Source organism: Shewanella sp. SG44-6, assembly GCF_014164185.1.
GTDB classification, from domain to species: Bacteria; Pseudomonadota; Gammaproteobacteria; order Enterobacterales; family Shewanellaceae; genus Shewanella; species Shewanella vesiculosa.
This window is the reverse complement of the sequence record NZ_JACJER010000007.1, coordinates 1-18,816: the sequence shown is the minus strand read 5'-3', so window position 1 is coordinate 18,816 and position 18,816 is coordinate 1. Positions and strand designations below refer to the sequence as shown.

15 protein-coding genes and 1 tRNA gene are annotated in these 18,816 nt (G+C 41.7%); 10 read left to right on the top strand and 6 right to left on the bottom strand.

From position 1 onward, the window contains the following. The first annotated feature begins 42 nt into the window (after positions 1-42). Both H5185_RS02320 and H5185_RS02315 read left to right on the top strand, forming a co-directional pair. Positions 43-118, top strand: a tRNA-Lys gene (locus H5185_RS02320). Between the two features lie 558 nt (positions 119-676). After that, complete coding sequence (locus tag H5185_RS02315; protein ID WP_182696958.1) at positions 677-1,828, top strand: DcaP family trimeric outer membrane transporter; 1,152 nt, start codon at positions 677-679, stop codon at positions 1,826-1,828. Positions 1,829-1,893: 65 nt separating this feature from the next. Here the strand turns inward: H5185_RS02315 and H5185_RS02310 are convergent, their stop codons facing one another. Both H5185_RS02310 and H5185_RS02305 read right to left on the bottom strand, forming a co-directional pair. Continuing rightward, positions 1,894-2,154: a GrxA family glutaredoxin gene (locus H5185_RS02310; protein WP_124015707.1), complete on the bottom strand. Its 261-nt coding sequence runs from the start codon at positions 2,152-2,154 to the stop codon at positions 1,894-1,896. A 79-nt stretch (positions 2,155-2,233) separates the two neighbouring features. Next, the gene (locus tag H5185_RS02305) at positions 2,234-3,985 is read right to left on the bottom strand and encodes a DEAD/DEAH box helicase (protein WP_182741235.1); all 1,752 of its coding nucleotides are present in this window, start codon (positions 3,983-3,985) and stop codon (positions 2,234-2,236) included. A 254-nt stretch (positions 3,986-4,239) separates the two neighbouring features. Between H5185_RS02305 and H5185_RS02300 the strand changes: the two genes are divergently transcribed. Next, entirely contained in the window at positions 4,240-4,641 is a 402-nt protein-coding gene (locus H5185_RS02300; RefSeq protein ID WP_124015709.1) for a hypothetical protein, read from the top strand. Between the two features lie 122 nt (positions 4,642-4,763). On the opposite strand, the gene acs is transcribed toward H5185_RS02300, so the two are convergent. Continuing rightward, complete coding sequence (gene acs / locus H5185_RS02295; protein ID WP_182741234.1) at positions 4,764-6,716, bottom strand: acetate--CoA ligase; 1,953 nt, start codon at positions 6,714-6,716, stop codon at positions 4,764-4,766. 256 nt (positions 6,717-6,972) lie between these two features. Here acs and H5185_RS02290 point away from each other — a divergent pair, with 256 nt between their 5' ends. After that, positions 6,973-10,395 carry a PAS domain-containing hybrid sensor histidine kinase/response regulator gene (locus H5185_RS02290; RefSeq protein ID WP_124015711.1) on the top strand — a complete coding sequence of 1,141 codons (3,423 nt, stop codon included), beginning with the start codon at positions 6,973-6,975 and terminating at the stop codon, positions 10,393-10,395. 57 nt (positions 10,396-10,452) lie between these two features. Then, entirely contained in the window at positions 10,453-11,052 is a 600-nt protein-coding gene (locus H5185_RS02285) for a glutathione S-transferase family protein (RefSeq protein ID WP_182722241.1), read from the top strand. Between the two features lie 50 nt (positions 11,053-11,102). Here the strand turns inward: H5185_RS02285 and H5185_RS02280 are convergent, their stop codons facing one another. Then, positions 11,103-11,735: a LysE/ArgO family amino acid transporter gene (locus H5185_RS02280; RefSeq protein WP_182696953.1), complete on the bottom strand. Its 633-nt coding sequence runs from the start codon at positions 11,733-11,735 to the stop codon at positions 11,103-11,105. Positions 11,736-11,893: 158 nt separating this feature from the next. On the opposite strand from H5185_RS02280, the gene H5185_RS02275 reads away from it, so the two are divergent. Further along, positions 11,894-12,787, top strand: a complete 894-nt coding sequence (locus H5185_RS02275) for a LysR family transcriptional regulator ArgP (protein WP_182741233.1) — start codon at positions 11,894-11,896, stop codon at positions 12,785-12,787. A 59-nt stretch (positions 12,788-12,846) separates the two neighbouring features. Here H5185_RS02275 and bioA read toward each other — a convergent pair whose 3' ends face one another. After that, positions 12,847-14,181: an adenosylmethionine--8-amino-7-oxononanoate transaminase gene (bioA, locus tag H5185_RS02270; RefSeq protein ID WP_182741232.1), complete on the bottom strand. Its 1,335-nt coding sequence runs from the start codon at positions 14,179-14,181 to the stop codon at positions 12,847-12,849. Between the two features lie 114 nt (positions 14,182-14,295). Here bioA and bioB point away from each other — a divergent pair, with 114 nt between their 5' ends. Genes bioB through bioD form a run of 4 tightly spaced genes read left to right on the top strand, consistent with a single transcriptional unit; the run spans position 14,296 to position 18,069 of the window. Beyond that, complete coding sequence (bioB, locus tag H5185_RS02265) at positions 14,296-15,348, top strand: biotin synthase BioB (protein ID WP_182741231.1); 1,053 nt, start codon at positions 14,296-14,298, stop codon at positions 15,346-15,348. Between the two features lie 6 nt (positions 15,349-15,354). Continuing rightward, positions 15,355-16,515: an 8-amino-7-oxononanoate synthase gene (locus tag H5185_RS02260; RefSeq protein WP_182741230.1), complete on the top strand. Its 1,161-nt coding sequence runs from the start codon at positions 15,355-15,357 to the stop codon at positions 16,513-16,515. A gap of 56 nt (positions 16,516-16,571) precedes the next feature. After that, positions 16,572-17,330, top strand: coding sequence for a methyltransferase domain-containing protein (locus H5185_RS02255; RefSeq protein WP_182741229.1), 759 nt, complete (start codon positions 16,572-16,574; stop codon positions 17,328-17,330). 7 nt (positions 17,331-17,337) lie between these two features. After that, positions 17,338-18,069, top strand: a complete 732-nt coding sequence (bioD, locus tag H5185_RS02250; protein WP_182697079.1) for a dethiobiotin synthase — start codon at positions 17,338-17,340, stop codon at positions 18,067-18,069. A 120-nt stretch (positions 18,070-18,189) separates the two neighbouring features. Here the strand turns inward: bioD and H5185_RS02245 are convergent. Then, positions 18,190-18,816: GGDEF domain-containing protein (locus H5185_RS02245; protein WP_182741228.1), on the bottom strand; the 627-nt coding region annotated here is incomplete at its 5' end.

Here is an 18,816-nt window from a genome sequence, read left to right as displayed (position 1 = left end):
CTTTTTCCCCAGTAAGAATAGATGTTCTTGCAAAACCAAGATGGGTCGTTAGCTCAGTTGGTAGAGCAGTTGGCTTTTAACCAATTGGTCGAAGGTTCGAATCCTTCACGACCCACCACTTTTTAGACCTCTCCGAGTTAAACTCCCAGATCATCAAAGAACAGTCAATTATTCAACGGCTAAAATTGCCAATGAATTTTTCGCCATTTAAATATCAACAGTTGGCTGTCAACCCATTAGCCGAAGATTCGAGTTCTAGATGAACCACAAATTTAGCATTATTCCCCAAGTTATTTTAAAATATCTCAAATCCCTCGTACTCTAAATCAAAAAATTATCGCCATTGAATTTGATCATAAATATTTTCTAGCTCATCGCTTCAAACCATTCACTGATGGGGGCCTACCATACAATTATTCGATGCTCACGATTATTAAATACTTACTTTGATTAAATTTATTGTGCAATGACCTACAATTTTAGGTCATTAATCTTTTAAATTACTGTCATGTAGAGTCATTAATTTGATATAGAAAAATGATTTAACCTTAAGTATTAGTTCAATTATAAGTATTTACTTGTCTACTTTTGTCTTATAGACCTATTGCTAATGTTATCTGTTTGTTGATTGGTTCATATTGCTGAAGATTAGAACAATATCAATAGGGAGAGAATAATGAGAAAGCAAAAGCTAAGTCTTTATGTTGCAAGCGCTTTGTTAGCGATGAGTGGGGGAGCTCATGCTGCAACCGATATGACTTTTGGTGGCTACATTAAAGCCGATGTAATGTTTAGTGATTATGGCAATGGGGCGCCAGAATCTGGTTCGTTGTCACGTCAGTTTTATGTGCCAGGGACTATTTATGGGACATCTGGAAACGGCCAGCAAGTTGTCGATTTTCAAGCGCGGGAATCACGTTTTAACTTTAAAACAGTTACTGATGTTGATGGCCATAAACTCACAGGTTTTATTGAACTTGATTTTATGACCCATACTGACGGTAACGAGCGAGTCTCTAACAGTTACTCTCCTCGTATACGTCATGCATTTGTCAGTTATGACAATTGGACTGTCGGTCAGACTTGGACTACGTTTCAAAATCCAGGCGCCTTACCGGAGAATCTAGATTTTGTCGGTGCCGCTGAAGGAACACCTTTCGTTAGACAATCACAACTACGTTATACCAATGGTAATTGGCAATTTTCAATTGAAAATCCTGAAACGACTGTAACACCGTTTGGTGGTGGAGGCCGAATCACCAGTGGTAGCGGCGTTGTTCCGGATTTTGTCGGACGTTATAACTTCAGTGCTGCTAGTGGTTCTGCATTTTCAGTAGCTGCTATTGTAAGACAATTAGATTTAGAGCAAGTTGTTGGAGCAACCCAGTACGATACTTCTGAGTTAGGTTATGGTGTTAGCTTTGCCGGTGTTATACCTTTAGGTAAAGATGATATTAAATTTACTGCAACTTATGGGGAAGGGTTAGGGCGTTATATGGCGCTTAACTATGCTAATGCTGGTGTGCTTGATTCCAATGGTGAGATCCAAGCGATTAAATCCTATGGTGGTTTCGTCGCATACCGTCATTGGTGGTCAGAACAATGGCGTTCTAGCTTGACGGTTTCAGGTTTCACTGCAGACAATGATATTGCACTTACTGGCGGGGCTGTTAATAAAGAAGCTTATTCTGGCTATGTTAACTTACTATACTCGCCTTCAAAGCCACTCACATTTGGGGTTGAATATATGCATGCTTTGAATGAGCGCGAAGATGGTTTCGACGGTGATTTGAATCGTATTATATTCTCAGCTAAATACGCTATTTAGCCTATAAACTGATAACAAAAAGGCAACCTTATTGGTTGCCTTTTTTTATTTGAAGCTTTTAATACTTATTTAAGTAGATTGTTTTGGCGAACATAGGCTTCAAATTCAGTGCAACCACCAATTGGTTGTTCGTCAATGAAGATCTGTGGAACAGTTTCAACCGTTTTGCCGACACTTTTTGATAAGTCTGCTTTGGTGATACCTTCGACATGAATATCAATATATTTAAATTTGAAATCCGCACTTTGCGCCGCTAACTTTTCTGATAACTCAACGGCTCTAACACAATATGGGCAACCTGGGCGGCCAAAAATAACTACAAACATGGTGACTCCTGTTTAATGATCTTGGCAATTTATACCATATGTATTTTTCAAATGGTATTTGAACACAATTAATTTTGTTTTAACTCATATCGATTTTATATTTGCCTTGATAGTCAAAAAATGTATCAACTAAATCCCAACGATATTTGTTTTTCTTTAGTAATAATAAATCAGGTTTTCTAAATCGGCTTTGATCCGCCAATACATCTGCTACTTTATTATATTGAGGATGCTTAAGACCTGGCGTGCGAGTGTGGCTTAGTACAAATACCGCATAAAACGCTTTGCGTTGTGCTGGTGTCGAAAAGTTAAACGTTTGCTTAAAATCATTACCCTCAATATCAATATATTGAATAAGTAACTTGTTGTCGTGCTCGAGTAATAGCATTTGCTCACATTTGAATAAATGGTGATGCTGAGCGTTAAGTACTTGCTTTAAGCGTTTATCAGGATCAATTAAGGTTGATTGGCAGGTGTTACAGATACGTGCCGCTATATCATTTTCAGCTCCACAGTCGGGACATGATTTTGACCTGAATCTAAAGTCACATTGCTGGTTGTCACTGATTAATCCTTGGCAGCGTCTTCCATAATGCTCAATTATATCGCCATCCCCATCCACTATCCCCCAAAAGATGTTTGCAAATTGGCATACAGGACAATGCACTTGAACAGGCACTGATTTACTATTGGGCTTTGCTTGGCCAACTTCCGGATAAAAGAGGTCATAACCGTTCGCGGCGTAATCGATGATTAAACAATCGGTTTTATTCGGTGCTAAGCGTAAACCTCGACCAATCATTTGTTGGAATAGGCTCACTGACGCTGTTGGTCTTAATATCGCTATAAGGTCAACATGTGGCGCATCGAAGCCTGTAGTGAGCACTGCTACGTTGACTATGTACTTCAGAGCTTGGGCTTTAAAGCGTTGAATGATCTCATCACGTGCGTTATGGGGCGTTTTAGCGGTAATTAACGCAGCATCTTTGTCTAAAAGCGCCATCACTTCATTAGCATGTCTAACGGTTGCAGCAAAAATCAATACACCTTTGCGCAGTGCTGCAAGTTGCTTCACCTGTTTGATAATTGCTGTGGTTGCGCGGCCTTGATGATTAAGCAAGGAGTCTATTGCCATTTGAGGGTACTCTCCGCTGTCATTTGGCTCCAGATCACCAAAATCATATTGGGCACTCAGTCCGTCAAAAATAATCGGTTTAGTAAGATAACCTTTATTAATTAATGGCCGCATTGGCAGTTCAAAAATGCACTTGTCAAAAACAGCGGTGTCAGTATTGCCTACTTTTCCATGGTAATGCACACGGTATATCCAGCCTAAACCTAAACGATAAGGCGTTGCCGTTAATCCAAGTAATTTTATATTAGGATTTTGCGCTTTAAGATGAATAAGCAATTGTTGATATTGGCTCGTAGACTCATTACTCACTCGATGACATTCATCGATAATCACTAATGAAAAGGGTTGGGTAAATTTTGTGAGGGCACGAGCCGCTGATTGAACGCTGGCCACTACCGTTTTACCATTGGCTTTCTTTTGATTTAATCCGGCAGAATAGATATTTGCTTCTTGTGTCAGTAAGCCTACCTTTTCGGCATTTTGAGCGACTAATTCCTTTACGTGAGTTAGCACCAGTACATTACCATTAGCAATGCGAGCTAGTTCGGCAATGACGATACTTTTGCCTGCACCGGTAGGAAGAACCAATACTGCTGATTGTTGACTTTGCTTAAAATGAGCAATAGCAGCATCTACGGATTGTTGTTGGTAATCACGTAGGGTTATCTTTGCAGGTTTAACAGATGAGTCTTTCAATTTATTGGTAGTATTATTCTGGTTTGGATAAAGCTTAACATAGGCAAGGATTGATAAACCATATTGTGATGAATGAGCGCTTATTTATGGTAAAGCTAAATCAATAAACCATGGCTAAAGGTGATAAATACACGCTAATAGTATTTTTGCGAGATAAGCGCTGTTTTTTTATATAAGTTGGTGTAAATTCATTTACACAGTCAGATGATACTTATAAAAAAATAATAATGTATTGCCATCAGGAAAAACACTTTATGAAACGTTTACTGTTAGCCGCTCTGTTTATGGTTAGCCACATCGCCGTTGCTGAAGACGCTTTAGTCATAGGTTTATCTATTGAAGAGAGCGTGAAGCATTCTGAAGATTTAACCACGTCGGCATCCAAAATTGTCATGGGATTAAATGATACTGTGTCACTCAATGTTGAAGGTGATTATGGTGTGACAATCGTGTCGACAGAAAATAGCAATAATAAGGTCAATTTGTTGATCAGTTTACGTGATGAATCTAATGACGCTTCGGATTTACTAGGAGATAAAACAATCAGTCTTAAAGTGGGCCAATCAACCAGTTACAAGGTGACATTAAACGATCATTTATATGACATAACTATTGAGACCTCTTATGCTCCACAGCCTAAAACCTTAAACAATTAGTCATAGCGAATAAAACTGTTCAGTCCATTAATCTCAGTTAAAAAAATGCCCCTCAGTGAGGGGCGAAAAGAGAAATTGGTCAGGATTTCTCGGGTGGATAAGGTATTACAAGTTAGTTTATATTACTCAGTTTTGTTTAGGCGTGACTCAATTAACGTATCAATTACAGCAGGATCCGCAAGAGTAGAAGAATCACCTAAGTTGGTCACTTCATTAGCGGCAATTTTTCGAAGGAATCGGCGCATAATTTTGCCAGAACGCGTTTTCGGTAAACCGCTTGCCCACTGAATAAGATCCGGTGTCGCAAGGGCGCCAATTTCTTTGCGTACCCATTGACGTAATTCTTGGCGCAACTCTTCCGTTGGATCAATCCCACGAGTGAGGGTGACATAAGCGTAAATACCTTGGCCTTTAATGTCATGCGGGTAACCCACAACAGCCGCTTCAGCAACGAGCTCATGCGACACTAGCGCGCTTTCCACTTCAGCAGTACCTAAGCGATGCCCAGATACGTTAATGACATCATCAACACGACCAGTAATCCAATAGTAGCCATCTTCATCACGACGCGCGCCATCACCGGTAAAATACATGCCACGGAACGTTTTAAAGTAAGTTAAGGCAAATCTATCGTGGTCACCATAAACGGTGCGCATTTGTCCTGGCCACGAATCAAGGATAACCAGGTTACCTTCACCGGTACCTTCTACAATATTACCCATGTTATCGACTAGCGCAGGCTGTACACCAAAGAAAGGTCGAGTTGCAGAACCTGGTTTGGTGTCTGTAGCACCTGGTAGAGGACTTATCAGAATACCTCCCGTTTCAGTTTGCCACCAAGTGTCGACAATAGGGCAGTTTTCATGACCGATCACCTCATGGTACCAACGCCATGCTTCTGGATTGATGGGTTCGCCCACAGATCCCATAATGCGTAATGAATCACCTTTATAGCTGCTAAATTGTTCTTTACCCTCAGCCATTAGTGCACGAATTAGGGTTGGCGCGGTATATAGAATATTGACTTTATGACGGTCAATCATTTCACCTAATCGAGCCGGAGTTGGATGATTAGGTACACCTTCATGAATTAATACCGTCGCGGCATTCGCTAATGGTCCATAGACCATATATGAATGACCTGTGATCCAACCTACATCTGCGGTACACCAATATACTTCGTCTGCTTTATAGTCAAACACATATTCGTGTGTCATTGAGGCATATACCATATAACCACCGGTAGTATGCAGCACACCTTTAGGGTTACCAGTAGAGCCTGAGGTATAAAGTAAAAAGAGTGGATCTTCAGCATTCATTTCAGCGGGTAGACAGAATTCTGAAGCGACTTCCATGAGTGAGTGCCACCAGACATCTCGGCCTTCAACCCAATCTATGCTACCACCAGTACGCTTAAGTACTATGACCTTTTCGACGCAAGTGACATCTGGATTTGATATGGCTTCATCCACACTGCGTTTTAACGGAATTTTTCGGCCACCGCGAACACCTTCGTCGGCAGTAATTAAGACTTTTGATTTACCATCAATCACCCTTGCAGCAATCGAGTCGGGTGAGAAACCACCAAACACCACTGAATGCACCGCGCCAATGCGAGCACAGGCAAGCATAGCGACTGCCGCTTCAGGTACCATAGGCATGTATATGGTGACGATATCACCTTTATTAACACCTTGGCTTCGAAGGGCGTTAGCAAATTTACACACATCGGCATGTAATTGGGCGTAAGTAATTTTACGTTGCTCATTGGCATCGTCACCTTCCCAAATAATGGCTAGTTTATCGCCATGTTCTTCAAGGTGGCGATCTAAGCAATTGGAAGACGCATTGAGCGTGCCATCATAAAACCAATTGATCGAAAGGTTATGATCATCAAAAGACGTTTGCTTGATTTTGGTATAAGGTTTGATCCAATCAATACGTTTGCCGTGTTCTCTCCAGAAACCTTCTGGATTAATAATGGACTCCTGGTACATTTTCTTATATTGATCGTTATCAACCAGTGCGTTTTCTGCAATGTCACTCGGAACTTTGTAAAGAGACTGCGGGGTCATGGGGCTTCCCTTTCTAAAAATGGCGTGGTTAAAGTATCATCTGCAACAGGCTATCAGCACTATTAGACCTTGGTCTAGTTTTAAAATATCCTTAATATTTAGTCTGTTGCACGTGTTAATATGGTTATAATTGCTACAGAGTTAGTCTGTTATTTATGATGATTCTATTGTGTAGGTTGTTTTATGTTCAATACACGATGTTTTAGGTAAAAATAAAACAGATTTTTAATAATAATAAAGTGATATCGGACGTTTCATGAACTTAACCTTAATCGTTGCCGTGATTGCGGTGTGTTATGTGTCATTGCTGTTTATTTTGGCGTGGGGCGCTGAGAGGTGGTTTAGTAAAATAAACCAAAAAGCCCAAGTATGGATTTATGGGCTCAGTTTAGCTGTGTATTGTTCTTCCTGGAGCTTTTTAGGCACAGTTGGCCAGTCCGCCAATGATTTATGGTCTTTTTTACCTATTTTTATCGGCCCAATATTGGTGTTTACCCTTGGCTTTGGCATGTTACGAAAAATGGTGGTGGTGTCTAAAGCGCAAAACATTACTTCTGTTGCCGACTTTATTGCTGCCCGCTATGGTAAATCACAACTATTAGCGGCGTTGGTTACGCTAATTGCCTTGTTCGGGATCATGCCTTATATCGCGTTACAACTCAAAGCCATGGTGTTTAGTCTTAATTTATTTCAACCTGCTGACAATCCGCTGAGTCCTGTCGCTGTGCCATTATTGATTACCATGTTATTGGCTATTTTTGCCATTTTATTTGGTACTCGTAAATTAGATGCTACTGAACATAATCCAGGAATGATGGTGGCGATTGCCTTTGAGTCACTGGTTAAACTGGCAGCCTTTATCTCTGTCGGTGCCGTGATTAGTTTTGGGGTCTTTGATGGCTTTGGTGATATTTGGCAACAAGCATCAGATAAAGCATTGATCCAAAATAGTCATATCCGTTTAGAGTCTTTCCTACCTGAGTTATTTGTTGGTATGGCGGCGTTCTTATGTATGCCAAGGCAGTTTCATGTGATGGTAGTCGAGTGCGGTGGTGAGCATATTTTAAGAAAATCGCGATGGATATTTCCAATCTATTTAGTCTTATTTGGCTTGTTCGTTGCCCCATTGGCACTCGCCGGTAAGGTGATTTTGGGTGATTCAGTGTCAGCTGATACCTATGTGATTAATTTACCTTTAGCGCTTGATCAACCTGTATTAGCTGTTGTCGCATTACTGGGTAGTTTGTCTGCCGCGACTGGGATGGTGATCGTGGCGGTGGTGACTATTAGCGTGATGGTGAGTAATGAATGGTTGGTGCCATTTTTGTTGCGAACAGGACAAATACGAGAAAAGAATTTTAGTCAGTTTTCTAAACTGTTATTAAATGTACGCCGTTTATCGATTGTGGTGATTTTAGGTTTTGGTTATTTAAGCTATTTGCTGTTTACCGACCGTGATTCACTTTCACATCTGGGGATGATGTCGTTTGGCGCATTCTCTCAATTAGCGCCTGCGTTAGTGGGGGGATTGTATTGGAAACACGGTAATCGAGCGGGAGTGTATCTAGGCCTTGCTGTTGGTTTTAGTCTTTGGTGTTTTATTTTACTTCAAGGTGCCGGTGAAGCCCGTGTTATTGGTGCAGACTCTGGTTTGTTCAATTCAATCACTCCCAATATTAGCGATACTTTGATTGCCTTATTAGCCAATATTTTTTGCTATGTGCTGGGTTCTATATGGTTTAGAGCGGGCGTTGCTGAGCGTATTCAAGCGAGTCACTTTGTCAAACCTTGGTCATCAAAGCAAGATGCTAAAAAACGCCAAGGGCCTATTTCACAACAAGATTTATTAATTTTGGCCAGTCGGTTTGTGAGTCCTACTCGTGCTTATGAAAGTTTTAGCCGTTTTTCGGCAGATGCGGTTAAAAGTGACAGTTGGTACAAAACGGCTCCAGAAGAGTTAATCGCTCATACGGAACACATGTTGTCGGGTGTGTTAGGCGCATCAAGTGCTTCACTGGTTATGGACTCTGTTTTACAAGGGCGTGATTTGGCTCTTGATGAGGTATTCCATTTAGTGGATGAGGCCTCTTCTAAAATTATTTTAAGTCAAGATATGCTGCGAGGTGCAATTGAACACGCTTATGAAGGTATGAGTGTGGTTGATAGAGACCTTAATTTAGTTGCGTGGAATTATCGCTATGTTGAATTGTATCAATACCCAGAAGGCTTTTTACAACAAGGTATGCCAATAGCTGATATTGTGCGGTTTAATGCTCTGCGCGGTTTTTGTGGTACTGGAGACATTGAAAACCAAGTTGAAGTGCGGGTGCAACATATGCGAAATGGCACTCCTCATACTTCTGAGCGTGCTCGCCAGGATGGTAAGGTTATAAAAATTCAAGGCAATCCTATGCCTGATGGTGGTTTTGTAATGACATTTACTGATATCACCCAATATCGTTTACAGGAAAAAGCTTTACTGGAAGCTAATGAAACCTTGGAAAGTCGGGTACAGGAGCGAACCTATGAACTGGCGTTATCAAACAGCGAATTATTAGAGGCTAAAGCGCAAGAAGAGCTCGCCAATGCATCAAAAACGCGTTTTTTAGCCGCCGTGGGTCACGACTTAATGCAACCGTTAAATGCTGCAAGATTATTTACTGCATCATTATCGCAATATCCAAATCTCGATTTAGAAGCGCGTACCACATTGACTCATGTCAATAGTTCGCTGAAAACAGCTGGTGAGTTACTAACCGATTTACTCGATATTTCTAAGCTAGACTCTGGCATGGTAGAGGTTAACCGTCGTGATTTTGCGATTGCAGAGATCATTAACGGTTTATCCATTGAATTTGATGCTATGGCTGCCGATAGTCAAATTTCGTTTTCAATGGTGCCTTGTACTGCGACCGTTAACTCCGATCCTTCTTTATTGCGACGTGTTTTACAGAATTTTTTAACCAATGCTTATCGTTATGCTCGTGGCGGTAAAGTGTTATTTGGTTGCCGTCATCGAGGTGATTTTATTGAGATCCAAGTACTGGATACTGGCTGTGGAATTAATGAGTTTGATATACAAGAAATTTTTAAAGAGTTTAAACGTCTCAATCATCCTAGTAGCCGTAATGTCAGTGGTTTGGGGTTAGGGTTAGCGATTGCTGACAGGATCAGTAAGGTACTTGATCATCAAATACATGTGAGTTCGGCTTTAGGTCGCGGTTCGATATTCTCTATTTCTGTGCCCATAGGTGAAACCATCAGCCAAACAAGCAATAAACCTTTACCAACACTATTGCAGCCTTTAGCGGGAATTAAAGTGCTATGCATCGACAATGAAGAAGCCATTCTTGCGGGATTAGAATCATTATTAAGCCGTTGGCAATGTGAGGTTATTTGTGCCAAAGATCTTGCCGATGCACGGATTAAGTTAGGCCTTAAAGGGGTGGCACCAGATATTATGTTAGCTGATTATCACTTAGATGATGATCAAAACGGTATCGATGCCATGAATGGTATTCGCAGCCGTTATGGTGAGCATTTACCAGGGATATTAATTACAGCCAATACCAATAAAGATTTGGTTGAAGATGTCGAAAGGCAGGGTTATCACTACATGGCTAAAATGGTTAAACCTGCTGCATTGCGAGCGTTAATTTCGAGTCTAGTTAAAAAGTAGGTTTACCCATTTTGGCAGTATTGCTGAAATTAAACATCACCTTAAAAGGATATTAGTATGATTGTGTATGGCGATAGCATGTCGGGTAATTGTTATAAGGTGCAGTTGGTGCTGAATCTGTTAGGTATTGAGCATGTATGGCAAGAAATGAATATCGCTAAAGGTGAAACGCAAACACCAGAGTTTTTAGCTAAAAATCCGCAGGGTAAAATACCGCTAATAGAACTCGATGATGGCAGCGTATTATCGGAGTCGAATGCAATTATCGGGTATCTTGCTGAGGGCTCTATGTTGATCCCAACCGATGCTTATAATAAAGCGAAAATGTATCAGTGGATGTTTTTTGAACAATACAGTCATGAGCCATATATTGCCGTTGCACGCTTTATTCAGTTGTATTTAGGATTACCTGAGGATCGCTTAGCTGAATATCACTCACTGCACGCTAAAGGCCATAAAGCGCTTGCGGCTATGGAAGCTGAACTAGCAAAGCAACCTTTTCTGTGTGGTTCGCAATTTACCTTAGCGGACATTGCTTTGTTCGCTTATACCCATGTTGCCCATCAAGGCGGTTTTGATTTAACCCATTACCCACAGATTAATAAATGGTTACTTCGCATAAAACAGCAAGCTAGCTTTGTGCCGATGAAGCGTTAATTATTTACTGATTTTATGGATATTTTTTGATTTACATGTGTTGTCAGCCGCTATTCGATTATTGGTATTATTGATAAAGTATTAAATACTGAATAGGCGATAAAAAGCATAATAGTGCCGACTAGAGCATCAATCACGCGTTGAACTTTAGGCGTACCTAACCAAGGTGCAAGTTTAGCGGCACCAAATGCTATGGTGTAAAACCACAGTATTGAGGCCAGCATGGTACCAATAGCAAATGCCCATTTTTCGTTGCCATCAAAAGTGCCCCCCACGCTACCGAGTATCATTACTGTATCTAAATACACATGAGGATTAAGCAAGGTGACAGCAAATGTAGTGCCGATAATTGTTTTACGGCTATTGGCCGCTGCAATGTGTGTTGTAACGAGATACTGATTTCTCCACACACTTTTGAACGACAGAACAGCATAAACAACTAAAAAAGTGACGCCTCCCCAACCTATCAGTAGCATTAACCATTCACTACTGGCGATTAATTTTCCTCCGCCAAAAATGCCCAGACCAATTAATAACACATCACACAACATGCAAATTGTCGCCGCGAGAAAATGATGATTGCGTTTTATCCCTTGGCTTAATATGTATGAGTTTTGTGCGCCAATAGGAATAATCATTCCTAAGCCGAGAATAAGTCCTTGAAATAATGCGGAGGTAGTCATGAGTATCCTAGTAACGAGCAATGTAATTAATTGCTAAAGTAGCAATAGGTTTGATATAAATTAAATTAATAATTTTTCTGTTGTATAAGAATAATTAATGAAAGATGTCAAGATACTGGCTACGATGGCTTAAGAGGATTTAATAAGTTGGTAAAATAATGAGTAATCTTGATTATAAATTACTGCAAGCATTGAGCTGTGTGATTAAAGAGCAAAGTTTTGAGCGTGCGGCTGGCGTGTTGTGTTTAACACAATCGGCGGTGTCGCAGCGAATAAAGCAGTTAGAACAACAGTTTGCTCAACCAGTATTAATTAGAGGCCAGCCGATTGAAGCCACAGATTTAGGTAAGCAGCTATTAAAACACTATTACCAAGTTGTGCAGTTAGAAGCTGACTTACTTCCTAGCGCTATGCCGCATTCACCCCAAACACCGTTAACCTTGCATATTGCCACCAATGCAGACAGCTTAGCCACCTGGCTAATTCCGGCAATAGCCCCGGTGATTAAGTCACATTTAATAGAGATTAATCTGCTCATTGAAGGTGAAGACCGCACGATTAATAGGTTAAAGGATGGCCAAGCTTTTGGGGCTATTTCTGTGCAATCTACAGCTATTAAAGGTTGCCAATTGGCTCGGCTGGGAAATGTTGACTATCTGTTGGTTGCGTCACCTGAGTTTAGTCGTCATTACTTCCCTAACGGAATTAGTGCTGACAGTCTTAGAAAAGCACCGGGTATCGCTTTTGATCATAAAGACAATATGCACACACGATACATTCAACAGCATTTTGGACTCACGCAAGGTGAATATCCATTACATACTGTACGTTCATCAGATGCCTTTGTGACCATGGCCAAGCATGGTGCGGCATATGGCTTAGTGCCAAAAACGCAAATTAAACCAGAGCTGGCTTCAGGTGAGTTAGTGCATATATGTAAAGAGCATATCATCACTGAAACGCTTTACTGGCACCATTGGATTTTACTTAAAGGTGTTTATAAAGACGTTTCAGATGCCATTGTTGCCCACGCTCAAGCGGTATTAGATTAAGCGAAACTGAGTCTTACCTAAACTGAGACTTACCCAATCTGAGATTAGCCCAGTTTTGATTATCCATGGCTAATCAAAACTTGATTATCTTCGCTGGGGACAATGGTGTCGGCAACAGATAACATGGCAGAAGTTAATTGGGTTAATTGTTCTGCGCTAATGGTATATGGCGGCATGATGTAGATATAGCGACTAAAAGGCCTTACCCACACACCTAAATCAACAAAGGCTTTTTGCAAGGCTGCGGTATTAACTGGCGAGAGCATTTCTATCACTCCGACACTGCCGAGCACTCTCACATCTTTTACCTGCTTTGACGTCAAGGCAGCGGGCAAGGTGCGTGTTAAATGTGCCTCAATATCTTTTACCTGCTGTTGCCAATCACCTTTAAGCAGTAAGTCTAAGCTGGCGGTTGCTGCTGCACATGCCAACGGGTTACCCATAAAAGTGGGCCCATGCATAAACACGCCAGCGGGTGAATCACTAATACCACAGGCCACTTCGTCACTGCATAAGGTGGCAGCAAGACTAATATATCCACCAGTTAAGGCTTTACCAACACACAAAATATCGGCCTCAATATTGGCATGCTCATAAGCGAATAGGGTGCCAGTACGGCCAAATCCGGTGGCTATTTCATCTAATATCAGTAACACGTCATATTGGTCACAAAGTTGACGCAGTTTAACCAGATAAGCTGGGGAGTAAAAACGCATTCCGCCAGCACCTTGCATGATGGGTTCAATAATCACCGCGGCGATATCTTGGTGGTGTTGTGTAAATGCGGCATCTAACGCGAGTGTATCGGTTTGATTAAGCGGATCATTAAACTTAGACGTTGGCGCAGGGATAAATACTTGTTTAGTCACATTGTTGCCAAACATGGTATGCATTCCACCGTCTGGATCGCACACGCTCATCGCTGCAAAGGTATCACCGTGATAACCACTTTTTACGGTCATAATGCGTTGTTTTTGCGGCTGATTGCGGCCTTGCCAATATTGCAGCGCCATTTTTAAGGCGACTTCAACTGCAATCGAGCCAGAATCGGCTAAAAATACTTTGGTTAAATTGGCGCTGGTCATCTGCACTAAACGTTTTGATGTCTCAATAGCGGGTTGGTGGGTTATGCCGCCAAACATGACATGACTCAGTGTTGACAACTGTTGTTGCATTGCAGCAACAATGGTCGGATGACTGTAACCGTGCACACATGACCACCATGAACTCGTGCCATCAATAAGCACTTTACCGCTGTCTAATGTCAGTTCACATCCCTGGGCCGAAACGACGCCATATACAGGCAGAGACTGGGTCATCGAGGTATAAGGGTGCCAAATGTGTTGTTGATCGAAAGCGTAGTCGATAGTGGTGTTTGTGTCGGAAAATGCCATAATTATAGGTGCTCGTTTTTTGACCGCTAGTAAAGCGTGAAATGGTTACTGCGTTGACAGTTTACGGACTCAGGGTATCCTAGCCAACATAAAATCAAAATAAAGGAATGATCCATGTCGTTAGCTGAAGTTCGTCACGATTGGCAAAAAACAGAAATCGAGGCATTATTTGCGTTGCCTATGAATGATTTATTGTTTAAAGCCCACAGTATTCATCGTGAAACATTTGACCCTAACGAAGTGCAGATCAGTCGTCTTTTATCGATTAAAACCGGTGCATGCCCAGAGGACTGTAAATATTGTCCACAAAGTGCGCGCTATGATACCGGTCTAGAAAAAGAACGTTTACTTGAAATTGAAAAGGTATTAACCGAGGCTAAAAGCGCTAAAGCTGCTGGTGCATCACGTTTTTGCATGGGCGCTGCTTGGCGCAACCCGCGTGACAAAGACATGCCATATTTAACACAAATGGTAAAAGATGTCCGTGCTTTGGGCATGGAAACCTGTATGACATTAGGCATGCTATCGCCTGACCAAGCCAGCAGATTGGCTGATGCTGGTTTAGATTATTACAACCATAACCTTGATACCTCACCAGAATATTACGGCGATGTTATCACCACCCGTACTTATCAAAGTCGTTTAGATACGCTGACAAACGTGCGAGCCTCTGGGATGAAAGTCTGTTCTGGCGGGATTGTCGGTATGGGCGAGCAAGCCAGCGATCGCGCAGGTTTATTGCAGCAACTTGCTAATTTAGAACAACATCCAGATTCAGTACCGATCAACATGTTAGTAAAAGTGGCCGGTACACCATTTGAGAATATTGATGATCTTGACCCGCTTGAATTTGTCCGCACCATAGCAGTTGCTCGGATTATTATGCCTAAGTCGCGGGTGCGTTTGTCTGCCGGACGTGAAAGCATGAGTGATGAACTGCAATCAATGTGTTTTTTTGCGGGGGCTAATTCAATTTTCTACGGTTGTAAGCTATTAACTACGTCAAATCCAGAAGAAAATGATGACATGAGTTTATTCCGACGTTTAGGGTTACATCCTGAGCAAGGTCCACAAGCCAACATCGAATCTGATAGCGCATTATTAGCCAAAGCGAGTGCTAAGCAAGATAAGTCGACTAAGCAGTTCTTTGATGCTGCTGCGCTATAATTTTACATGACGTTATTAGGCCAGACTGATATGGGGCAGCACCCATTAACCGAGCGGATAAGTAATAAGCTTGCGGATCTGCAGGTGTCAGGCCTTTTACGCCAACGACATGTGTCGGAAACCAAGCCATATGCAATGGTTGATTTTAGCCATAATGATTACTTAGGCTTAGCCCATGAACCTGCTTTAGTTCAAGCTCTGTATGCTGGAGCGCAGCAGTATGGTGTTGGCAGTCGTGCATCACCTCTTGTTAGTGGTTATAACCAAGCCCATTTTGCCCTTGAACAGCGTTTATGCGAGCTGACGGGGCATCAAGCGTGTATGTTATTTAGTTCTGGTTTTAGCGCTAACAACGCGTTAATGAAAACCTTGTTTAGCAACAAGGATACTGTCTTAGCCGACAAGTTAGTGCATGCCTCAGTAATTGATGGCTTAAAAGACAGTGGTAGTCAGATTCGGCGCTTTTTACATAACGATGTTATTAGTGCAACGCGACTGATCGAGCGCAACCCTCATACAGCTGTGGTTACTGAAAGTGTATTCAGTATGGACGGTGACATTGCCCCGATAGCTGAATTATCTCGCTTATGTCAGCAACATGATTGTTGGCTGATTGTCGATGATGCCCATGGCTTTGGGCTATTACCTAGCTCGTTTGTTAATGCCAATAATGTGGATATTCAGGTGGTGACATTCGGCAAAGCGTTAGGAGGTCAAGGCGCGGCAATTTTAGCCTCTAAAAATGTGATTGATTACTTAGTGGCAACTTCGCGTGAATATATTTATTCTACCGCGTTATCGCCCGCGAATGCTCAGTTGGCATTAGCGGCGATTAATTGGCAGCAAGACCATCCACAGTTATTAACACAATTAACGGCAAACATCGCCTTATTCAGGCAAGTTTCACTTGAGCATCAACTTGAGATCACGCCTTCAATGACAGCGATCCAGCCGATTATGATTGGCGATAATCATCGCGTTTTAGTTATTGCTGAGCACCTAAAACAACAAGGTTTTTTGGTGGGGGCTATTCGCTCACCAACGGTGCCAGTCGGGCAGGCCCGTCTTCGTATTACGTTAAATGCACAGCATCAAGCCAGCGATATTTGTGCACTGGTTAGTGCAGTGGCCCAGCTTATTCAGCACAATGATGTTAATGATATTTAGTAAGCAGCATTAACATCCTGGCAGTAGCTAAATAAATCGTATCTTTGAGAACCCTCATGACGTTAGATAACTCGGTTGCAAACAAGTTTTCAAGAGCAGCACCTTTGTATAAGCAACATGATGTGTTGCAGCGTATGAGTGCTCAGCAATTATTACAGCATGCCAATTTATATGGCACTCTACTTGATATTGGAGCCGGTCCGGGTACATGTTTTAAAGCTTTCAATGACGTGAAACAGGTTATCGCGGCAGATATTGCGCATGGCATGCTAACGCAATTGGCGCAACAGTATTCTGATTACTTATGCCTTTGTTGTGACGCTCAAGCGCTGGGTTTACAAAGTGCATCTATTGACAGCATTTATTCCAATTTAGCTTTGCAGTGGTGTCAGACGCTACCCAAAGCTTTTAATGAATTTCATCGCGTATTACGAGTGGGCGGTGAATGCCATCTCAGTGTTGTTATTGATGGCAGCTTGGCTGAATTGCAAACGTTAGGGTTTCACGTCAATCAATTTCACTCGGTATCAGCCCTTAAGTCTGCTTTTATCACCTCGCAAACAATGCCTCCTGATTGGGATAGTATCGATATCCAGGTTGAGACTATTACGGTTTATTTTGCCGACTTACGTAGCTTACTTTATTCAATTAAAGGGGTGGGGGCATCCAGTGCTCAAGCAGATGAGGAAAAGCAACGCGCAGTGTTGAGCAAACAACAATGGGAGCAACGGGTTGCATTAGCTGAAACCTTACGTACCGACAAAGGTTTACCATTAACTTATCAAATTGCGTATATCCGCGCTAAACGAGGCTGAAGCTATGCTGTATTTTGTGACTGCAACAGACACTGACAGTGGTAAAACGCTAATTTCAGCGGCACTTTTATCTAAGGCCACAGGTAATAAGTGTGGCTTTAAACCTATAGCATCAGGGTGTGAGTCTACAGAAGATGGCTTGCGCAATAGCGATGCCATGATGCTAATGACCCAATCTAATATGGATTTGCCATATCAAAGTGTTAATCCTATTTGTTTTGCCCCAGCAATTGCACCGCATATTGCCGCTAGGCAAGTCAACCATACTTTAACTGCCCAAGGTGTTCTTGACACTATGTACCACTCGGCGATGCAAAGTGCTGATTTTGCCTTAATTGAAGGTGCAGGTGGTTGGCGTTTACCATTGGGTAATGGCGAATATTTGTCTGATACAGTTAAATTATTGCAAGCTAAGCTGCAAAATACTAAACCACAAACTGAATTAGTCAATCACATGAATTACCCATCAGATTGGTCATCGAGAATCGACGTTATTCTCGTCGTAGGCATGAAGCTAGGTTGTTTAAATCATGCCTTATTAACTCAAGAAGCACTGCTAGCAGATGGATTAACGATAGCTGGTTGGGTTGCAAATCAGGTGGATCCTCACATGGCTTTTATTGATGATAACCTCGACAGTTTAAAGCAAATAATGACAGGTCCATTTTTGGGATATGTGCCTTATTTGGCTAAGCCGACGGCGATTAATGCCGCCCGTTACCTGCAAATGCCTCGCTAATTCAAATATCGACATAATCGTCAATATAAGGCCCAACCTTTGTCACGCATCATGCTGTAAGAGCAAAGTGATGAGTCATAAAAGATGGACTAAAAAATCAATTTATTTTACTTATAATAACTAGTTTGCAATCGGCATCACGCGATTTCTACCTAGGCGTTTTGCATCGTAAAGTAGCTTGTCAGTTGCCTCAATGAGTTGCGATACATTTTGTTTAGGTTTCCATTCTGCCACCCCAAAAGAGGCGGTTATTGAGTCAATTACTTTATCGCTACGTCGATCTTTGACACTGAGCTTCTCTATGGCTCTACGTATGCCTTCGGCCAGCTGCCTGGCTACCCTAAACTGACTATTGGGAACGATAATAGCAAACTCTTCGCCACCAAAACGGTACAATTTGACTCCGTCACGACACGCTTCTTGGGTCCGCTTAGCCACTGTTTTTAGGACTAAATCGCCGAGTTGATGGCCAAAACTATCATTGAATATTTTAAAGTGATCAATATCAATTAAAATTAAACAAGTACCTACAGGTGCTGAGCTTACTTGCGCTTCTATATCAGTATTAAATGCGCGGCGATTTAATACATTGGTTAATGCATCAAATAGCATGTCTTTTTCAGATGCGGCTAAACGTGTTTTTAGAGTATCAATTTCAGATTGTGCTTTTTGTAGCTGTTCAGTAAAACTGACCGTGCTAGATCGAATACTGGAAGATTCTTTGACAATATTTCTAACAATGCCAAT

Bases quoted from the DNA above. Each gene is read 5' to 3' on its own strand.
- H5185_RS02315 (WP_182696958.1), top strand. From the start codon at position 677: ATGAGAAAGCAAAAGCTAAGTCTTTATGTTGCAAGCGCTTTGTTAGCG.
- H5185_RS02310 (WP_124015707.1), bottom strand. From the start codon at position 2,154: ATGTTTGTAGTTATTTTTGGCCGCCCAGGTTGCCCATATTGTGTTAGA.
- H5185_RS02300 (WP_124015709.1), top strand. From the start codon at position 4,240: ATGAAACGTTTACTGTTAGCCGCTCTGTTTATGGTTAGCCACATCGCC.
- acs (WP_182741234.1), bottom strand. From the start codon at position 6,716: ATGACCCCGCAGTCTCTTTACAAAGTTCCGAGTGACATTGCAGAAAAC.
- H5185_RS02290 (WP_124015711.1), top strand. From the start codon at position 6,973: ATGAACTTAACCTTAATCGTTGCCGTGATTGCGGTGTGTTATGTGTCA.
- H5185_RS02285 (WP_182722241.1), top strand. From the start codon at position 10,453: ATGATTGTGTATGGCGATAGCATGTCGGGTAATTGTTATAAGGTGCAG.
- H5185_RS02280 (WP_182696953.1), bottom strand. From the start codon at position 11,735: ATGACTACCTCCGCATTATTTCAAGGACTTATTCTCGGCTTAGGAATG.
- H5185_RS02275 (WP_182741233.1), top strand. From the start codon at position 11,894: ATGAGTAATCTTGATTATAAATTACTGCAAGCATTGAGCTGTGTGATT.
- bioA (WP_182741232.1), bottom strand. From the start codon at position 14,181: ATGGCATTTTCCGACACAAACACCACTATCGACTACGCTTTCGATCAA.
- bioB (WP_182741231.1), top strand. From the start codon at position 14,296: ATGTCGTTAGCTGAAGTTCGTCACGATTGGCAAAAAACAGAAATCGAG.
- H5185_RS02260 (WP_182741230.1), top strand. From the start codon at position 15,355: ATGACGTTATTAGGCCAGACTGATATGGGGCAGCACCCATTAACCGAG.
- H5185_RS02255 (WP_182741229.1), top strand. From the start codon at position 16,572: ATGACGTTAGATAACTCGGTTGCAAACAAGTTTTCAAGAGCAGCACCT.